The sequence below is a fragment of the Sphingopyxis sp. OAS728 genome, assembly GCF_014873485.1.
GTDB lineage: Bacteria > Pseudomonadota > Alphaproteobacteria > Sphingomonadales > Sphingomonadaceae > Sphingopyxis.
In genome coordinates this window covers 4745930-4763422 of the sequence record NZ_JADBDT010000001.1, presented here as the reverse complement: position 1 = coordinate 4763422, position 17493 = coordinate 4745930, and the positions used below count along the sequence as shown (strand labels likewise).

General features: G+C 64.5%; 15 protein-coding genes. 7 read left to right on the top strand and 8 right to left on the bottom strand.

The window, feature by feature from the left end; genetic code table 11:
* Nucleotides 1-26 precede the first annotated feature (26 nt).
* Nucleotides 27-1661: a long-chain-fatty-acid--CoA ligase gene (locus GGC65_RS22465; protein ID WP_192649187.1), complete on the bottom strand. Its 1635-nt coding sequence runs from the start codon at nt 1659-1661 to the stop codon at nt 27-29.
* Nucleotides 1662-1807: 146 nt separating this feature from the next.
* Here GGC65_RS22465 and GGC65_RS22460 point away from each other — a divergent pair, with 146 nt between their 5' ends.
* Nucleotides 1808-2266 (top strand): MarR family winged helix-turn-helix transcriptional regulator, encoded by a 459-nt coding sequence (locus GGC65_RS22460; protein WP_192649186.1) that lies wholly within the window; start codon nt 1808-1810, stop codon nt 2264-2266.
* On the opposite strand, the gene GGC65_RS22455 is transcribed toward GGC65_RS22460, so the two are convergent.
* Together GGC65_RS22455 and GGC65_RS22450 are read right to left on the bottom strand one after the other, a co-directional pair.
* Nucleotides 2263-2838 (bottom strand): NADPH-dependent FMN reductase, encoded by a 576-nt coding sequence (locus tag GGC65_RS22455; protein WP_192649185.1) that lies wholly within the window; start codon nt 2836-2838, stop codon nt 2263-2265. The two genes, GGC65_RS22460 and GGC65_RS22455, sit on opposite strands and share 4 nt — an antisense overlap.
* 67 nt (nt 2839-2905) lie before the next feature.
* The gene (locus tag GGC65_RS22450) at nt 2906-3412 is read right to left on the bottom strand and encodes a MarR family winged helix-turn-helix transcriptional regulator (protein WP_192649184.1); all 507 of its coding nucleotides are present in this window, start codon (nt 3410-3412) and stop codon (nt 2906-2908) included.
* Nucleotides 3413-3602: 190 nt separating this feature from the next.
* On the opposite strand from GGC65_RS22450, the gene leuD reads away from it, so the two are divergent.
* Nucleotides 3603-4187: a 3-isopropylmalate dehydratase small subunit gene (leuD, locus tag GGC65_RS22445; RefSeq protein ID WP_192649183.1), complete on the top strand. Its 585-nt coding sequence runs from the start codon at nt 3603-3605 to the stop codon at nt 4185-4187.
* Here leuD and leuC read toward each other — a convergent pair.
* Nucleotides 4184-5596, bottom strand: coding sequence for a 3-isopropylmalate dehydratase large subunit (gene leuC / locus GGC65_RS22440; RefSeq protein ID WP_192649688.1), 1413 nt, complete (start codon nt 5594-5596; stop codon nt 4184-4186). The genes leuD and leuC overlap by 4 nt on opposite strands.
* A gap of 272 nt (nt 5597-5868) precedes the next feature.
* Between leuC and GGC65_RS22435 the strand changes: the two genes are divergently transcribed.
* The 4 genes from GGC65_RS22435 (at nt 5869) to GGC65_RS22420 (ending at nt 11936) form a co-directional block, all read left to right on the top strand.
* Nucleotides 5869-8226 (top strand): EAL domain-containing protein, encoded by a 2358-nt coding sequence (locus GGC65_RS22435; RefSeq protein WP_192649182.1) that lies wholly within the window; start codon nt 5869-5871, stop codon nt 8224-8226.
* A gap of 126 nt (nt 8227-8352) precedes the next feature.
* A complete protein-coding gene (locus GGC65_RS22430; protein ID WP_192649181.1) occupies nt 8353-8889 on the top strand; it encodes an RNA polymerase sigma factor in 537 nt (178 codons plus the stop codon).
* A 110-nt stretch (nt 8890-8999) separates the two neighbouring features.
* Entirely contained in the window at nt 9000-10763 is a 1764-nt protein-coding gene (locus GGC65_RS22425; protein ID WP_192649180.1) for a vWA domain-containing protein, read from the top strand.
* 108 nt (nt 10764-10871) lie between these two features.
* On the top strand, nt 10872-11936 hold the full coding sequence (locus tag GGC65_RS22420) for a tetratricopeptide repeat protein (protein WP_192649179.1): 1065 nt from the start codon (nt 10872-10874) through the stop codon (nt 11934-11936).
* On the opposite strand, the gene GGC65_RS22415 is transcribed toward GGC65_RS22420, so the two are convergent.
* Nucleotides 11937-12950, bottom strand: coding sequence for an XdhC family protein (locus tag GGC65_RS22415; RefSeq protein ID WP_192649178.1), 1014 nt, complete (start codon nt 12948-12950; stop codon nt 11937-11939). It lies immediately after the preceding gene.
* A 51-nt stretch (nt 12951-13001) separates the two neighbouring features.
* Here GGC65_RS22415 and GGC65_RS22410 point away from each other — a divergent pair, with 51 nt between their 5' ends.
* Complete coding sequence (locus GGC65_RS22410; protein WP_192649177.1) at nt 13002-13580, top strand: nucleotidyltransferase family protein; 579 nt, start codon at nt 13002-13004, stop codon at nt 13578-13580.
* 16 nt (nt 13581-13596) lie between these two features.
* Here the strand turns inward: GGC65_RS22410 and paoC are convergent, their stop codons facing one another.
* The 3 genes from paoC to paoA are packed head-to-tail and all read right to left on the bottom strand — an operon-like array spanning nt 13597 to nt 17394.
* On the bottom strand, nt 13597-15801 hold the full coding sequence (paoC, locus tag GGC65_RS22405) for an aldehyde oxidoreductase molybdenum-binding subunit PaoC (RefSeq protein WP_192649176.1): 2205 nt from the start codon (nt 15799-15801) through the stop codon (nt 13597-13599).
* Nucleotides 15802-15805: 4 nt separating this feature from the next.
* Nucleotides 15806-16756, bottom strand: coding sequence for an FAD binding domain-containing protein (locus tag GGC65_RS22400; protein WP_192649175.1), 951 nt, complete (start codon nt 16754-16756; stop codon nt 15806-15808).
* On the bottom strand, nt 16753-17394 hold the full coding sequence (gene paoA / locus GGC65_RS22395; RefSeq protein WP_192649174.1) for an aldehyde dehydrogenase iron-sulfur subunit PaoA: 642 nt from the start codon (nt 17392-17394) through the stop codon (nt 16753-16755). Before paoA ends, GGC65_RS22400 begins: the two co-directional genes overlap by 4 nt.
* Between the last annotated feature and the right edge of the window lie 99 nt (nt 17395-17493).

Below are 17493 nucleotides of genomic sequence, written 5' to 3'. Positions count from 1 at the left end.
CGTCTCTCCTGATTATCGATTATTGTTCAGCGGGTAACTTCGAAGGGCAATTTATAGCCCTCCAGCCCGGCGCGGATCGCCTTCTTGTCGATCTTGCCTGTCGGCCCCAGCGGGATCTCCTCGACGAACAGCACATCATCGGGCATCCACCAGCGCGCGATCTTGCCATCGAGATACGCCTTGAGATCGTCGGCGCAGGCATCGGCGCCGTCCCTGAGCTGGCACAAAAGGATCGGCCGCTCGTCCCACTTGGGATGCGCGACGCCGACGACGGCAGCATTGGCGACCGCATCATGCCCCATCGCGATATTCTCGATCTCGATCGAGCTGATCCACTCGCCGCCCGACTTCACGACATCCTTGGCGCGGTCGGTGATCTGCATATAGCCTTCGGCGTCGATCGTGCTGACGTCGCCGGTGTCGAAAAAGCCCTCGTCGTCGAGCACATCGCCGCCCTCGCCGCCATAATAGGCGCCCGCAATCGTCGGCCCCTTGACCATCAGCCGCCCCGGCGTCTTGCCGTCATGCGGCAGACGATTGCCCGCATCGTCGACGAGCTTCATTTCGAGCCCGCAGAGCAGGCGGCCTTGCTTCAGCTTGTACGCCATCTGCCCGGGCTCCGACATCGCCGCGACCGACGCGTTCGGAACCGATACAGTTCCCAGAGGCGAGGTTTCGGTCATGCCCCAGCCCTGAATAACATCGACGCCATAATCGTCGCGGAAGGTGCGGATGATCGATGCCGGACACGCCGAACCGCCGATCGTGACGCGCTGCAACGTCGTGAAGCGCTTTCCGTTTTCCTGCATATATTGCAATAACATCTGCCACACTGTTGGCACGGCGGCCGAATAGGTGACGCCCTCCTCCTCGATCAGATTATAGATGGACTCGCCGTCCATCCGCTGCCCCGGCAGCACGAGTTTCGCGCCGACCGCGGGCGCCGAATAGACCACGCCCCACGCGTTCGCGTGATACATCGGCACGACGAGCAACACGGTGTCGCGCGCCGACAGCGCGAGCGCGTCGCGCTGCAGCGTCATCAGCGCGTGGATGTAATTGGAGCGGTGCGAGTATAGCACGCCCTTGGGATTGCCTGTCGTGCCGCTGGTATAGCAGAGACCGCACGCGGCGTTCTCATCGAAGTCACCCCAATCATATTCGGCGGAGTGGCCGGCGATCCAGTCATCGAAAGCGACCGCCGGAAAGCTGGTCTTTGGCAGCGAGGCGCGGTCGCAGAGGAAGATCACCTTCTCGATCGACGGCACCTGCGGCAGCAGTTCCTCGACAAGGTCGGCGGTTGCCGGATCGGCGATCAGCAGCCGGTCGCCCGCGTGGTTCGCGATATAGGCGATCTGTTCGAGGAAGAGCCGCGGGTTGAGCGTGTGCAGCACCGCCCCCATCCCCGCCGCGCCATACCAAGCGGCGAGGTGGCGCGTACCGTTCCAGGCCATCGTTGCGACGCGGTCGCCGCGCTTGATCCCTTCGGCGGCGAGCGCGTTCGACACGCGCTTTGCATCGGCGTGAACGTCGGCATAGGTAGAACGGGTAACGCGCCCCTCGGCATCGCGCGACACGATCTCGCGCGCGCCGTGCCAGTGCGCTGCATGGTCAATGATCCGGTCGACCGTCAGCGGCACATTCTGCATCAACCCGTCCATGCGACCTTCTCTCCCTTATCGTTATATAGATAGTATGCTAAGTATTTTGCGATTGCAACGGCGCTCTGCCTTGCTTCGCTCGCCCTGCTCTTCTAGCGTGGCGACGTCGGCACTCCGCGGGCAACAGGGGCTAATCACGGCGTCATATGCGCACAAACCAGCTTATCATCGCCCTTTTTCAGCGCTTCTGCTGGCTCGACGAAGGGCTGCAGGCGCGGCTTCACGACCATGGCTGGCCCGACGTCAATCGCCCGCAATCGATGGTGATGACCAATATCGTCAGCGGCGTCGTGCGCCCGTCGGACATCGCGCGCAACCTCGGCGTGTCGCGGCAGGCGATCCACAGCACGATTAACCAGATGGTGAAGCTGGGTATCGTTCAACTCGAGGTCGACCCCGCCGACCGCCGCCACATGATCGTCTCGCTGACCGATCTCGGCGCGCGGATGCGCAAGGATGCGCAGCGCTCGATGGACGAACTCACCGCGCAAATCGCCGCGGTGCTCGGCCAGGACAAATTCGACGCGCTGCTCGCGGCGCTGGAAGCCGACTGGGGCGACAATATCGCCCGTGACGTCGCGGCCCCACGGCGGCGCGGCGCCTAAACCGCCAGCGCCTTCGCGACGGCGATCAGCCGTCCCGCCGTCATCTCGACGAGCGATGCCGGTAACGCCTCCTTCAAACTGCCATCCTCGGCAAACGCCGCATGCGCGTTCGGCACCACGACCTGCTCGGGAATCACCAGCATCTGGATCGTCGACAATATCTGGCGAAGGTGCATCAACCCGCGGAGCCCGCCGAACGGGCTGATCGATGCCGACATGATCGCAGCCACCTTGCCGCGATAGGCGGAGAGCGCGACGAGGCTCTCGTCCCCGGTCGGCCGCGACGCCCAGTCGATCGCATTTTTGAGCAGCGGCGAGAGCGAGCCATTATATTCGGGCGAGACGAAGAGCAGCCCGTCCTGCGCCGCGAACAGCGCCTTGAGCTTGAGCGCATCAGGCGGAAATGCACCCGCCTCCAACGCTGCCGAATAGAGTGGCAGATCGAAGGCAGCGAGGTCGATCCGTGTCACGCTCGCGCCCTGGGCCTCCAGGCTGGTCGCAGCGAGTTCGCCCAAGGCGCGGTTAAAAGACCCCTCGCGGGTGCTTCCGACGATAATTGCGATGCGGGTCATTCATCCTCCCAGACAATATGGTTAGTATACTAACCTATTGTCCGGATGCCGGATCAATTGCAAGCGGTCAGGCCTTGATGTCGGAAAGCACCGCCAGCTTGCGCGTTTCGTCGCCGAGATTGTCGATGACGCGGCGCATCAAACCCTGGAGCGTCTCGACCTCCTCGTCGGTCATACCCTTGGTCGCGATTTCGTGAATCTCGGCGTTCATCGGCGCGAGAATCAGTTCGAGCTTCTTGGCATGCGGGGTCAGATGGATGAAGGTCTTGCGCCGATCGTCGGTCGTCTTCTTGCGCGTGATCAGCCCGGCCTTTTCCAACCCCTTCAGCGCAACGACCGTCGTCGGCTCGCGCATGCCCACGCGTTCGCTGAGTTCACGCTGGGTGATGCCATCCTCGCGCCACAGCTGACGGAGGAACCGCCACTGCCCCGCCGAGACGTCGTGCGTCAGCGTGCGACGTTCGAGCAGCCGCGAAAAGGAACGAAAGACGACGCGCGCCAGATAGCCGATGCTGTTTTCAGGATCGGTATAATATTCGGCCGGATGCCGATAATCCTGTGGTTTCTTTGCCAAATCCTGCTCCCCTGTCGCGGTCCCCGGCGCCCAGCGCCGACCCGCGCGATTGCGAACCTTAGGACGCGAAGATTCGCGCGGCAACTATCTTCATCGCCATCTTGCGTCGCATCGCCGTTCCAACCCCGCGATAATGTTGGACAACATCGCCCTGACCATTTACTTAGAATACTAAGTTAATGGAGGCGGTGTGCAGAAATTTATCCGGTTGAATGCGGTTGCGGCGCCCCTGCCGCTCGCCAATGTCGACACCGACATGATCATCCCGGCGCAATATATGAAGGCGCTTACCCGGACGGGCCTCGGCGAGCATCTGTTCCGCGAGCTGCGCTTCGCCGAGGACGGCAGCGAGCGCGGCGAATTCATCCTCAACAAGCCGTCCTGCCACCGCGCCCAAATTCTGATCGCCGACCGCAATTTCGGTTGCGGTTCGTCGCGCGAGCATGCGGTGTGGGCGCTGGCCGACTTCGGTATCCGCTGCGTCATCGCACCGAGCTTCGGCGATATCTTCGCGGGCAATGCACGCAAGAATGGCCTGTTGCTGGTCCGCTTGCCGGGCAAAACATGCGCGCGACTGCGCGATGAGATAGCGCTCGCACAATATGCGCCGATCGAAGTCGATCTGGAGGCACAACAGATCCGGCTTGCATCGGGCGAAAGGATCGATTTCGACATCGATGGTGGCGATCGCCGTATCCTGCTGGAAGGACTCGACGACATTGCCCGCACACTGCGCCATGCCGACGCGATCGACCGGTTCGAGGCGGCGCTCTAGGCGAGCATTTCAGGCGACTCGATGCGCCCTGCAATCGCGCTCGCCGCCGCCAGCGCAGGGCTCATCAGGTGGGTGCGGCCGCCGCGCCCCTGCCTGTTCTCGAAATTGCGGTTCGACGTCGCGGCGCAGCGTTCGCCCGGTTGCAACCGATCGGCGTTCATGCCCACACACATCGAACAGCCAGGTTCGCGCCAGTCGAACCCGGCATCGCGCAGAACGCGATCGATCCCCTCTTCCTCGGCCTGCCTTTTGACGAGACCCGACCCCGGAACGACCATCGCAAGAACATGCGGCGCGACGCGGCGACCACGCACGACGCCCGCAACAACGCGCAAATCCTCGATCCGGCTGTTCGTGCAGCTCCCGATAAACACGCGGTCGAGCCGCAGCCCGGCAATCGGCGTACCCGGTGCCAGGTCCATATAGGCAAGCGCGCGCTCAGCAGTTCCACGTGCTTCGGCACTTTTCAGCACGACCGGATCTGGAACCAGTCCGTCGACCGCGACGACTTGCGACGGGTTCGTGCCCCAACTCACCATCGGCCGCACTTCACGCGCGTCGACCCGCACCTCGCGGTCGAATACTGCTTCGTCGTCGCTCGCCAGCGTCCGCCAGCGCATGCCGGCCGCATTCCAATCCGGCCCCGTCGGTACCGCCGGCCGCCCCTCCAGATAGGCGAGCGTCGTCGCATCGGGCGCAACCAGCCCCGCGCGCGCACCCATTTCGATGCTGAGGTTGCACAGCGTCATCCGCGCCTCCATCGACAGCGCGCGGACGGCTTCGCCGGCGTATTCGATTACGTGTCCGCCCGCCCCGTCGACGCCGATCACGCTGAGCAGGTGCAGCGCGAGATCCTTCGCATGAACATGCGGCGAAAGCACGCCATCGATCATCACACGCATATTCCGCGACCGGCGCTGGCGGATCGTCTGTGTCGCAAGCACATGCTCGACCTCCGACGTGCCGATCCCGAACGCGAGCGCGCCAAAGGCGCCGTGTGTGGAGGTGTGGCTGTCGCCGCAGACGATCGTCATCCCGGGCTGCGACCGTCCTTGCTCGGGGCCGACAACATGGACGATCCCGCCGCGCGGATCGCCCATCGCGAAATTCTCGATCCCGAAACGACGCGTATTACCGGCAAGCGCCTCGAGCTGCGCCCGCGCCTCGGGATCCGCGACACCGGCGGGTCCGGCCGCCTGTCCGACGGTCGGCACATTATGATCGGAGAGCGCCAGCGCCCGCTCGGGGCGCCGCACTCCCCGCCCCGCAGCGACCAATCCCGCAAAGGCCTGCGGCGAGGTCACCTCGTGGAGTAAGTGCAGATCGATATAGAGCAAAGTCTCGCCATCATCTTCGGCGACTGCATGCGCGTCCCAGATTTTGTCATAAAGCGTGCGCGGGCGCCGCATGGTCATCCCGCGCAAAATCCCGTCCTCCACGCCAAATCTCCGGACTCGATCGACGCTCACCCCGAACGCCCTACGCACGTCAATTATACTTAGATAGCTAAGTTATTATCGTGAAGAGATAGGCGCATCAAGGATTTTTGGGATTTTGCGGCATCCGGTCCCGCGTTCGCGGCGGCTCCGGCACCCGCGACCCCGACCAAGCTGCGGTCGCGCAATAAGGCAATCTTTAGAATTGAAAGGCAAAAGAGCGACGGGGACCAGGGAGAGCATGCATGTTCAGCGTCCTCGAGTGCGTCGTTTATCAGCACGATCTGCGATTTGTCCTGATTGCCGCACTGGTCTGTATCCTCGGGAACATCAGCCTTTTTGTCGTGCTAAACCGCTCGACGCACTGCGTCGATGCGCGCCGACGCCACTGGCTTATCGTCGCGGCGGTTGCCGAGGGAGTCGGGGTGTGGGCGACGCATTTTGTCGCGATGCTCGCCTATCGTGGGGCGATGCCGATCCGTTTCGACGTCGGGCTGACCATCCTGTCGGTCGCGATCGCGATAGGCTTTTTCTGGGGCAGCTTTCGATTGCTCGGCAAGGCGCCAAGCGCGGAGCGCTGTGCGATTGCAGCGGCTGGCGCAGCTACCGGCGTCGCGGCGATGCATTTCACCGGTATGGCATCGATCATCGCGCCGGCCCGCGTAACCTATGACTGGGTGCCGATCTTCGTTTCGCTGCTGCTGTCGGGGCTGTGCTTTTTTGCCGCCTTCCTTACATTTGCGAGAACGAAGGGTTGGACGAAGATCGCACTGCCCGCGGGGTTCGCCGTGCTGGCCATCGTCGTCATGCATTTCACCGCGATGTCGGCCACGACTCTCGTCCCCGATCCGACGCGCGGCACCGCCCTAGGCACGGGAAGCAGCGGCGACTGGCTCGTTCCGGCAATCGTGATTGCCAATGTCGCGCTGGTCGCGCTGGCGCTCACCGGCTCGCTCGTCGACCGCTGGCTCACCGACGCACACGGCCTCGCCGATGCGACGCTCGAGGCGCTGGCGATCACTTATGACGGGCGCATCGTCGAAGTTAACGCACGGCTTTGTATCCTGCTCGGCGTCAGTAGCGGCGCGATCGTCGGCAGCACCCCGTCGGACTGGTTCGTCGCCAGCGACGGCGGCACGTTCGAGGCGCCCGACGGCCATTCCGCCGAAGCGCGCATTCGCAGCAGCACCGATGACGATCATATTCTAGAAATCGCGACCCAGACGATCGAATATCGCGGTCGCAGCTGTCAGGTTCTCGCGATCCGCGACCTGTCGGACCGGAAACGCGCGCAGCGGGCGATCGAGCATCTTGCGTCGCATGACGCGCTGACCGATCTGTCGAACCGCGCGCATTTCGGCCGGGCACTCGATGCGGCGATCGGCGCGAAAAAACCCTTTGCCCTGCTCGCGCTCGATCTCGACCGGTTCAAAGCGGTGAACGACTTATACGGCCATGGTGCGGGCGACCAGATCCTGTGCCGGATCGCCGACATCCTGCGGTCAGTGGTGCGCGCCGACGACGTCATCGCGCGCATCGGCGGCGACGAATTCCTCGTGATCCAGACGGGCGTTTCGGATCCGGACGACGCGCGCAGGCTCTCGGCGCGTATCCTCGATACGCTGGCGGTCGAGATGGACGTCGCGCGCGACCCGATGGCGGTCGGGGTCAGCATCGGCGTCGCGCTCTTTCCGCAGGACGGCACCAATGCCGAAATACTGCAGCGCAATGCCGACACCGCGCTCTACCGCGCGAAGAACAATGGCAGGGGCAACGCGGCTTTCTTCGATCAGGAGATGGACGAGCTCGCGCAGGAACGCCGCGCGCTCGAGCATGACCTGCGGCACGCGATCGCCCGCGATCAGCTATATGTCATGTACCAGCCGCTCGTTGCGACCGCCTTCGCCTCGGTGATCGGCTATGAAGCCCTGCTCCGCTGGAACCATCCCGAACGCGGCGAGATCGCGCCCGACGATTTCATCCCGGTCGCCGAGGAAATCGGCGCGATCGTTCCGATCGGCGAATGGGTTCTCCGCGAAGCCTGCCGAGCGGCGGCGACCTGGCCCAAGAATGTTTCGGTCGCGGTCAACGTATCGACGATCCAGTTTCAGGTGCCGAACCTGCCCGCAGTCGTGCGCGACGCGCTGTCGCAATCGGGGCTCGAGGCGCATCGGCTCGAGCTCGAAATTACCGAAACCGCTTTTCTGCGCAACCGGCACAGCGCCCTGAAGGCGCTCCACGAGATCCGCGCGCTTGGGGTGCGGATCGCGATGGACGATTTCGGTACCGGCTATTCGTCGCTCAGCAATCTCAAGGCCTTCCCGTTCGACAAGATCAAGATCGACAAAAGCTTCGTCGCCTCGATCTCGGACGACGAGGCGGCGCGATCGATCGTGCGGGCGATCATCGGCCTCGGCCGGAGCTTTAATATGCCGATCGTCGCCGAAGGGGTAGAGACGCAAGAGCAGCGCCAGATGCTCCTCGACGAGGGCTGTCCACAGGCGCAAGGCTATTATTTCGGACGCCCCGCCGCCGATCCCTTTCAAGCCGAAGAATGGTCGCTGGGCTCACCCCACCTCGATAAGCGCGACGCCGAAGCATAGCCGCGCACCGCCAAAGTCAGCGATGGCCTTCGCGCGGCGAATGAGGCACAACCCGCCCTGATGGCAGGACACGGGGGATCAATTGGGCCGGTGAGCGACCTTCTGTCCGCCGACAGATGCTGACGCATGGCCGACGCCGACGAAGCCGATATCCTCGCCGCGGCCATCGCCGGTGACCGTGACGCGTTCGCTGCGCTGCTGCGGCGCCACTATGAGCGCATCCACGGGCTCGCGTGGCAGCTGACGGGATCGCGCGCCGACGCCGACGATATCGCGCAGGACGTCTGCTGCATTCTCGCGGAAAAGCTCTCCGCCTTCCGCGGCGATGCCAAATTCACGACATGGCTATGCAGCATCGTCTATAATGCGTGCCGCGATTTCCACCGGCGGCGGTCGGCACTGACGCGCTTCACCGGGCGGCTGAGCGTCATGGTCGGGCTGTCGCGAGAGCCCGACGGGCGCGACCTTTATGACGCGCTCTGGATCGAAAGCGCCATCGCAAAGCTCAAACCCGATCTTCGCGACACCGCCGTGCTGGTCGCCGGACAACAGCTCACCCACGCCGAAGCCGCGCTGATCCTTGGCATCGCCGAGGCAACCGTGTCGTGGCGGATGCACGAAATCCGGCGACAGCTCGCGGCAAATTCGGGAGCCGACGATTGATCGCAAAGCTCCGGGAAAATTTTTTCAACACGCCGCCAAGGATTTCCCGCGCCGGGGCGTCCCAGGGACATGCGGGCGATTGTGCGCCGCTGTTGCCAGGGAGACATAGCATGTCCCGTTTCTATCTGACGCTTACCGCAGGCCTGTCGATCACGCTCGTCACCGCCTGCTCGCAATCGGCCGCGCCCGACATCGCATCGCCGTCGTCGGAGGCCACGACCCCGAAGGCCGAGTTTGAAGCGGATTCTTCCGACATCGTCGTCACGGGACAGCGTGTCGCCGCGCGCGCCATGGACACGCCGTTGGCGGTCTCCGTGATCGGTTCGGAAAGCGTCGCATCGCCCCCGCCGCCGCCTGCGCAAGTCCAGAAAATGGTCGTGACGGGCAGCGCCATTCGCGCGCCGATTCCCGACCGGATGATGTCTTATTATCAGGATGTCGGCCGCGACAAATTCACCTCGACGCAGGAAAATGCTTTCAAGATCGCGCAGGACGAGCCCGTGTCGACCTTTTCGATCGATGTCGATACCGCGTCCTATTCCTTCGTTCGCGCATCGCTGAACAACAATGCCCTGCCGCAGCCGGCGGCGGTGCGGACCGAAGAGCTGATCAACTATTTCCCCTATGACTATGCCGCGCCGCGCAGCGCGCAGCAGCCCTTCTCCTCGAATGTCGCCGTCTTTCCCAGCCCGTTCACGGCGGGCCGCAAGCTCGTTCGCATCGGCATCAAGGGCTATGCGATCGAGCGCGCGACGCGGCCGCGCGCGAACCTCGTCTTCCTGATCGACACGTCGGGATCGATGAATGCGCCGAACAAGCTGCCGCTCGTCAAGAAATCGCTCGGCCTGCTGCTCGACCAGTTGGGGCCCAACGACCGCGTGTCGATCGTGACCTATGCGGGCAGCGCGGGGACGGCGCTCGAGCCGACACCGGCGAGCCAGAAGGACAAGATCCTCGCGGTGATCGACCAGCTTGGCGCGGGTGGCAGCACTGCGGGCGCCGAGGGCATTCGTCAGGCCTATGCGCTGGCCGGGCGCAATCTCGACTCGAACGGCGTCAACCGCGTCGTGCTCGCCACCGACGGCGACTTCAACGTCGGCATCACCGACCAGAACGAACTGAAGGGTTATATCGAGCGCGAGCGCGGCAAAGGCATATTCCTGTCGGTGCTCGGCTTCGGCATGGGCAATTACAACGACGCGCTGATGCAGACGCTGGCGCAGAACGGCAATGGTGCCGCCGCCTATATCGACACGCTCGGCGAAGCGCGCAAAACGCTGGTCGATGAAGCTTCCTCGACCCTGTTCCCGATCGCGAAGGACGTGAAAATCCAGGTCGAGTTCAACCCAGCGACCGTCGCCGAATATCGGCTCATCGGCTATGAAACGCGGATGCTGAACCGCGACGATTTCGACAATGACAAGGTCGATGCAGGCGATGTCGGGTCGGGGCAGACGGTCACCGCGATCTACGAGATCGTCCCCGTCGGCGGGCCGCGCACGATGGGCGACCTGCGCTACAGCAAGCCCGCCCCACGCATGGCCGCGGCATCGGCGAGCGAATATGGCTTCGTGAAAATTCGCTACAAACTGCCGAGATCGGACCGCAGCCAGCTGATTTCGACACCGATCGACCGCCGCGTCGAATTCGCACGCTTCGCCGACGCGCCGCAAGATGCGCGCTTTGCGACCGGGGTGGCGGCCTTTGCCGAACTGCTCCGCGGCGGAAAGTATAGTGGATCGATGACCTATGACGATGTGCTCCAGATCGTCGGCGCCTCGCGCGGCACCGACGATTTCGGCTATCGCATGGAGCTGACGCAGATGGTTCGCGCCGCGAAGACGGCCGGATCGATGGCGAAGCTGGAGCGGTAACATGGTGCGGCGGCGTATCCGAACGAGCGCCGCCGCATCCGCTCTGACGCTTTGGCATTTCGATCGAGTTGTTCGACGGGCGTCCAATTGTGCGTATAAGGCCTGGCGATGACCGGCGACGATGATCTCAATGCCCTTCTGCCACCAGCTCCGCCGCCCGCGCCCAAACGGCGCGAGGCGGCCATTGCCGAGGCGCTCGCACGCTTCGACGGAACGCCTGTTGCAAAGCGCCCCCCGCCACAGATCAGGACGCCATGGTGGAAATCGCTTCGTGGCCCTCAGGCCGGGCTGCTCGCGACTGCGGCGCTGGTTGCCGCGATTAGCCTGCCCTTTGCCTGGACGACGCTCAATCCGGGCGCGCCCGCAGCCGACGAACGGGCTTCACCGACCCCTCGCGAAGCGGGCCGGGTCGCTACGCCCGACACGGCCGACGTTCCAGCCACAGCCTCGATCGCGATGGTACCGTCCGAAGAAGCTGATCGCGTCGAGCCGAACACCGCCGCGCCCCCTCCCGCCCCGGCTGCGCCACCGGCGAAGCGGGTCGAATTGGCGCAGGCTGAAATTTTTGCACCGGCGGCAGCTACCGCAAAGGCCGAAGAAGCCGCTCCTATTGTCGTTCAAGGGCGAGCAGCCCCGCGCCCCTCGCTCGAAGCCGCAAGCCCTGTTTCGGCAGTGTCCGCCGACAGGGTGTCCGAGAGTGATTCCGTCGTCGTCACCGGCACGCGTATATCGAAGCCGCCGCGGCGTGGTGACTGGAACGCCTGTACAGTCAATGACCCCAGCCGGACGCTATCCAAATGCAAGAAGCTGGCGAACAAGGGCGCGAAGGACGTCCGCGCGCAAGCCGACGCGCATCTTTCCGACGGGCTGAAGCATGCGTGGGAGGGCGAACTGGACGAGGCGATCATCGCGTTCGATCAGGCAATTGCCGTCGCGCCCGACCTTTCGGTCGCCTACCTCAATCGCGGTCTCGCTTATGATCGCCAGGGCGAAAGCACGCGCGCGATCGCCGATCTCGACCGTGCGATCCGGCATGCACCGCAATCGGCTCGCGCTTATTATAACCGCAGCCTTATCTTGCGAAAACAAGGTGAGGTTCGTCGTGCGGACATCGACGAGCGACGCGCGATCAATCTCGACAACCGATATCAAGCGGCCCCCCGCCCGGACTAATCAGGCCTGAAGCGCTTGACCCATCAGATCGCCGTTTCCGGCGTAGCGATCGGCCACCTCATTCGAACCCAGGGTTCCACTGCCGATGCGGTGATATTCCTGCACGATCTGCGATAGCGCCGACAGCGCCAGCGTCGCGGGGTCGCGGGTCGCGGGTATCAAGCCGACCGAGGTGCGCAGCTTTCGGCGCAAATCCTCCGGCACCCCGGCTGCCCGCAAGATATCGAGCCGGATATGCTGCGTTCGCCGGCTCCCGATCGCCCCGATGTAAAAGCTGGGAAGACGCAATGCTAACGGCAGTAGCTCTTCCTCCCAATCGCGGTCGTGAAACACCGAGAGGATCGCGGTCCACGCATCGGTACGCACCGGCGGCAGCGACGTGCGCGCGGTAAGCCGAACGGTGTCGAATCCTTCGGCAGCCAGGTCCGCCAAGGCGCGTTCGTCGGGCGAAAGTACGGCGATATCGGCGCCGAAGCTCGCCGCCAGCCGCGCCAGCGCGGTGAGTTCTTCGCCCTGCCCGATCGCGACGACGCGGAGCGTCGGTGCATAGCAAAGGCGGAAACCCTCATCACGCCAGCCCACGCAATCACCGTCGGACACAGCGTCCAAAAACACGCCATCGTCCGATAGCCGCAATGCCGCCGCCTCGCGCCGGTCATGCCGCAACAGCACCGCCGCGATCGCATCCGGATCGGGGCCGGGGTTGAACAAAAGGTCGATCCCGCCGCCGCACGGGAGCCGGATGTCGAGATAGGGCGATCCCACGCCGAACCGCACGAGCTTGGCACGCCCGTCGGCGAGCGTGCCGATCGCCTCGGCAACGACCGCCGCCTCGATGCAGCCTCCGGAGAAGGACCCGACATATCGCCCGTCCTCCGCCACTGCCATCTGCGCACCGATCGCGCGCGGCGACGATCCTTCGATCGAAGTGAGCGTGACGAGGATCGTCGCAATGCCCTCCTCGGTCCGCATCAGGACAAAGCGCAATATGTCGGTCGGCGTAGTTGCTATCATTCGTCGTTTGCCCTGAAAGGGGCGTAAAGAGTGGCGGAAGGGGCAAGAGCCATGGTCGAAGCCGCGAACATCGCCGCCGTCCTGCTCGCCGCGGGGACGTCGCAACGGTTCGGCACCGAGGACAAGCTGCTGGCGTCGCTCGCGGGCGAACCGCTGGCGCTGCACGCCGCGCGGCGGATCGTCGAACTCGCGCCGGGGCGGCGGATCGCCGTCTGCCCCAACCGCGATGGCGTTCTCGCGCAGCAGCTCGCGGCGGAAGGTTTTGAAATTGCCGTCAACCCGTACCCCGAACGCGGCTTGTCACACTCCTTGTCGCGAGGCATTGCCGAGGCGGCGCTGGGTCCGGAGGTCGCGGCACTAATCTGTCTCGCCGATATGCCCTTCGTCAGCACCAGCCATTTGCGCGAGTTGCTGGCGCGTTTCGATCCTTCGACCGCTCCCGTGGTCGCCTCATCTGATGGCGACACGGCGATGCCCCCGGCGCTGTTTGCCAGCGCGCTGTTCAACAAGCTGCTTACTGGCGAAGGCGATCGGGGTGGCAAAGCCTTGCTCGCGGGCGCGGCACTCGTGCACGCAGCCGCCGACGAACTGCTGGATATCGACCGGCCGGGCGATCTGCCCGCCCGCTGATCGCGGCGCATCGCGATCACGTCATCTCCGGCAATTTGTCGATGAATTTGTCCAGCGTGATCGGATAGTTACGCACGCGCGCGCCCGTCGCGTTGTATACCGCGTTCGCAACCGCTGCGGCGACGCCGCAAATGCCGAGCTCGCCGACGCCCTTTGCCTTCATCGGCGAGGTGTTCGGATCGGTTTCGTCGAGGAAGATCACTTCCTGATAGGGGATGTCGGCGTGGACCGGCACTTCATATCCAGCAAGGTCGTGATTGACGAAGAAGCCGAAGCGTTTGTCGACCGCGAGTTCCTCCATCAGCGCCGCGCCCGCCCCCATCGTCATCCCGCCGATGACCTGGCTGCGCGCTGCTTTCGGGTTGAGGATGCGTCCCGCGGCGCACACTGCGAGCATGCGGCGGATGCGGATTTCGCCTGTCGCGATATCCACGCCGACCTCAACGAAATGCGCGCCGAAGGTCGATTGCTGTTCCTTTTCGGCGAGCTTGCCGAATTCGATGACATCTTCGGCAACGAGTTCGCCGTCCTTTGCAGCATCGGCAAGCGCCAAGCTGCGCCGCCCCGCCTTGATCTTTCCTTCGGCGAACACGGCTTCCGCAGGGTTGAGCCCCAGCTTTTGCGCCGCCGCTTCGCGGAGTTTCGTGCAAGCGGCGTAGACGCCCGCAGTCGAGCTGTTGGCGCCCCACTGCCCGCCCGAGCCCGAGGAAACGGGGAAGCTGGAATCGCCCAGTTTCACCACCACCTTGTCGAGCGGTACGCCCATCATTTCGGCGGCGGTCTGCGCGATGATCGTGTAGCTGCCGGTGCCGATGTCGGTCATGTCGGTTTCGACCGTGACGATACCCGCATTAGAAAGCCGGACGCGCGCCCCCGAATTGGCGTTGAGATTGTTGCGGAACGCCGCCGCGACGCCCATGCCGACGAGCCATTTGCCATCGCGCGTCACGCCCGGTTTGCCGCGCTTTGCCCAGCCGAATTTCTCGGCGCCCATTTGCAGGCATTTGTTGAGCTGGCGCTGGGTGAAGGGCCGGGTCGGCACTTCGGGATCGACCTGCGTATCGTTGAGGATGCGGAACTGGATCGGGTCGAGTCCGAGCTTTTCCGCCATCTCGTCCATCGCGACCTCGAGCGCCATCATGCCGGGCGCCTCGCCCGGCGCGCGCATGTCGTTACCCTCGGCAAGGTCGAGCGCGGCGATGCGCATCGCGGTCATGCGATTGGCGACCGCGTAGAGCAGGCGCGTCTGCGCGACCGCCCCCTCGGGCTTGGCGGCGTTGACGTCGCCCGACCAGCTTTCGTGACCGATCGCGGTCAGCTTGCCGTCGGGCGTCGCGCCCAGCCGGATGCGCTGGATCGTCGCCGGCCGGTGCGGCGTGTTGTTGATCATCAGCGCGCGGTGCAACGCGACCTTGACCGGACGCTTCGCCGCCTTGGCGCCGAGCGCGGCGAGGATCGCATCGGCGCGGACATAGAGCTTGCCGCCAAAACCGCCGCCGACATAGGGCGACAGCAGCCGGACATTTTCCTTGGGCAGGCCGAGCGTCTTCGCGACGTCGCCCGCCGACCAGGCGATCATCTGGTTCGCCGTCCACACCGTCAGCTTGTCGCCTTCCCACGCCGCGATCGACGCATGGGGCTCCATCATCGCATGGGCATGGTCGGGGGTCGAATAGCGCGCGTCGAGTTGCACCGGCGCGGCAGCAAAGGCGGCGCCGAAATCGCCCACCGCCGTATCGGGCTGATTGCCATAGAGCACGGGCGCCTTGCCCGCCGTTTCAACGGTGGCAGAGAGGTCGAATGCGCCCTTGCCGCGAGTGTAGTCGATACGGACGAGCGACGCGGCGGCGCGCGCCTGTTCGAAACTTTCGGCGACGACGAGCGCGACGGCTTGATGATAATGTTCGATATCGGGTCCGCCGAGCAACGTCGCATTGTTGAAATCGCCCTTGCCGAGCTTGCCGGCATTGGCGGCGGTGACGATCGCGAGCACGCCTGGCGCGGCGCGGGCTTCGTCGAGGTTCATCGACGCGATCTTGCCCTTGGCAATCGCCGACCCGACGACATAGCCATAGGCCTGCGTTTTCGCGAAGTCCTGATGCTCATAGGCATAGGGCGCTGTGCCCGTCACCTTGAGCGGCCCTTCGATCCGGTTGGTGGGTTTGCCGACGACCTTCAGCTGATCGATCGGATTGGTGGTGGCGGGCGTGTCGAATTTCATCGGTTCAGCCTTTCGCTTGCGCCAGTACGCCGGCGAGCGTGCGCTCGACCAGTGGCAGCTTATAGGCATTTTCGTGGGTGGTCTTCGCACCCGCGAGCAGCTTCGCGGCCACCGCCTTGGCGCCGCGCGGCAGCTCGGCCTCGGCCGCCTCGACACGCCAGGGTTTGTAGGCGACGCCGCCGAGCGCGACACGCCCGGTGCCGTCCCTTTGCACGACGGCGCCGACCGATATCAGCGCAAAGGCATAGGACGCCCGGTCGCGCACCTTGTGATAGATGTGCGTGCCGCCGATCGGCTTGGGCAGCGTCACCGCGGTGATCAACTCGCCCGGCGCCAGCGCGGTTTCGAGATGCGGGGTCTTGCCCGGCGCGCGATAGAAATCGGCGTAGGAGATCGCACGCGTCTTGCCCGCCACATCGACCGTTTCGACGCTGGCGTCGAGCGCGCGCAGCGCCACGCCGACATCGCTCGGCTGTGTCGCGATGCACGCGTCGCTGGCGCCAAGGACAGCGAGGATGCGGTTGAAGCCGCCGATCGCCGCGCAGCCGCTACCCGGCTGGCGTTTGTTGCACGGCTGGTTCGTGTCGTAAAAATAGGGGCAGCGTGTGCGCTGGAGGATGTTGCCCCCCATCGTCGCCTTGTTGCGGAGTTGCCCCGATGCCCCCGCGACGAGCGCGCGCGAGACGAGGCCATAGTCGCGGCGAACGCGCGCGTCGGACGCGAGGTCGGTGTTGCGCACCATCGCCCCGATGCGCAGGCCGCCATCGGCGGTCGGCTCGATCTTGTCGAGCGCGAGGCGGCTGATGTCGATCAGATGGCCCGGCGTCTCGATCTCGAGCTTCATCAGGTCGAGAAGGTTGGTGCCGCCGGCGATATAACGCGAACCCTTGGTCCGCGCGAAGGCGGCCGTGGCGGCGGCCGGCGTGTCGACCCGTTCATAGGTGAAGCTTTTCATGCCTTCACTCCCGCCACTTCGCTGATCGCCGCAACGATATTGGGATAGGCACCGCAGCGGCAGATATTGCCGCTCATCCGCTCACGGATCTCCATGTTGGTGACTTGCGGCGCGGCAGTCAGGTCGGCCGTCACATGGCTCGGGATGCCGGCCTTGATCTCGTCGAGCACCGCGACCGCCGAGCAAATCTGACCCGGCGTACAATAGCCGCATTGAAAACCGTCGTGCGTCACAAAGGCGTCCTGCATCGCGTGCATCTTGTCGGGAGTGCCGAGCCCCTCGATCGTCGTGATATTGTCGCCATCGTGCATCACCGCCAATGTCAGGCAGCTGTTGATCCGCCGCCCGTCGACGATCACGGTGCACGCGCCGCACTGGCCGTGGTCGCAACCCTTCTTGGTGCCGGTCAGGTGCAGATGCTCGCGCAACGCATCGAGCAGCGAGGTGCGCGTATCGAGCTCGAGCTCTTGCGCCTGACCATTGACGTTGAACGCCACTTTGACGGTCGGCGGCGCCGCAGCGGCCGGACTGGCAGCCGTCGCCGCGCCGATCGGAACGAGCGTCACCGTCGCAACCGACGCCGCGCCGCCAACCAGCACACCGCGCCGGGACAGCTCATATTCTTCGGGAGTTTGCACCGCGGTCCTCCGTTTCTGTTTCTGTTTGCCAATGGGCGCGGACGCCCACGGGAAAGATCAGGCAGTCGTACCGCGCGATTTATGACCGCGTCGGCTCAG

What these genes read in the sequence shown, in the direction of transcription:
- GGC65_RS22400 (WP_192649175.1), bottom strand. Translation starts at nt 16,756, where the DNA reads ATGAAAAGCTTCACCTATGAACGGGTCGACACGCCGGCCGCCGCCACG.
- GGC65_RS22435 (WP_192649182.1), top strand. Translation starts at nt 5,869, where the DNA reads ATGTTCAGCGTCCTCGAGTGCGTCGTTTATCAGCACGATCTGCGATTT.
- GGC65_RS22425 (WP_192649180.1), top strand. Translation starts at nt 9,000, where the DNA reads ATGTCCCGTTTCTATCTGACGCTTACCGCAGGCCTGTCGATCACGCTC.
- GGC65_RS22420 (WP_192649179.1), top strand. Translation starts at nt 10,872, where the DNA reads ATGACCGGCGACGATGATCTCAATGCCCTTCTGCCACCAGCTCCGCCG.
- GGC65_RS22410 (WP_192649177.1), top strand. Translation starts at nt 13,002, where the DNA reads ATGGTCGAAGCCGCGAACATCGCCGCCGTCCTGCTCGCCGCGGGGACG.
- GGC65_RS22415 (WP_192649178.1), bottom strand. Translation starts at nt 12,950, where the DNA reads ATGATAGCAACTACGCCGACCGACATATTGCGCTTTGTCCTGATGCGG.
- paoC (WP_192649176.1), bottom strand. Translation starts at nt 15,801, where the DNA reads ATGAAATTCGACACGCCCGCCACCACCAATCCGATCGATCAGCTGAAG.
- GGC65_RS22430 (WP_192649181.1), top strand. Translation starts at nt 8,353, where the DNA reads ATGGCCGACGCCGACGAAGCCGATATCCTCGCCGCGGCCATCGCCGGT.
- GGC65_RS22465 (WP_192649187.1), bottom strand. Translation starts at nt 1,661, where the DNA reads ATGGACGGGTTGATGCAGAATGTGCCGCTGACGGTCGACCGGATCATT.
- GGC65_RS22460 (WP_192649186.1), top strand. Translation starts at nt 1,808, where the DNA reads ATGCGCACAAACCAGCTTATCATCGCCCTTTTTCAGCGCTTCTGCTGG.
- leuC (WP_192649688.1), bottom strand. Translation starts at nt 5,596, where the DNA reads ATGCGGCGCCCGCGCACGCTTTATGACAAAATCTGGGACGCGCATGCA.
- GGC65_RS22455 (WP_192649185.1), bottom strand. Translation starts at nt 2,838, where the DNA reads ATGACCCGCATCGCAATTATCGTCGGAAGCACCCGCGAGGGGTCTTTT.